This is a genomic window from Tolypothrix sp. VBCCA 56010 (assembly GCF_050875635.1).
Taxonomy (GTDB): Bacteria; Cyanobacteriota; Cyanobacteriia; order Cyanobacteriales; family Nostocaceae; genus Hassallia.
This window is the reverse complement of sequence record NZ_JBPAOH010000534.1, coordinates 1-224: the sequence shown is the minus strand read 5'-3', so window position 1 is coordinate 224 and position 224 is coordinate 1. Positions and strand designations below refer to the sequence as shown.

Annotated in this window: 1 protein-coding gene; it reads right to left on the bottom strand. The window is 43.3% G+C overall.

Annotation, left to right across the window (positions count from 1 at the left end; all coding sequences use genetic code 11):
• Window positions 1-31: 31 nt before the first annotated feature.
• Window positions 32-224, bottom strand: a 193-nt coding sequence (locus tag AABK37_RS42550) for a hypothetical protein (RefSeq protein WP_432557310.1), incomplete at its 5' end; no start/stop codon positions are given.

Below are 224 nucleotides of genomic sequence, written 5' to 3'. Positions count from 1 at the left end.
GCTGGTAACGGTGTGATTTTAGTGGGCAAAGTCAATCCTGTTTTTTCAAAATGCCCACCAAAATAGATTGATATGGCGTTAAAAGCACGCCCTGATTTTTACAATGTTCTGATAAGAGAAAACGGCTGATAGCCCCTATTTTAAACAATGACCTTGAGGTTTTGCGGCGACCATTAAAGGGGGGTGGCAATGAAGCCTCCTCAAACTCTCCTTGCCAGAATGCT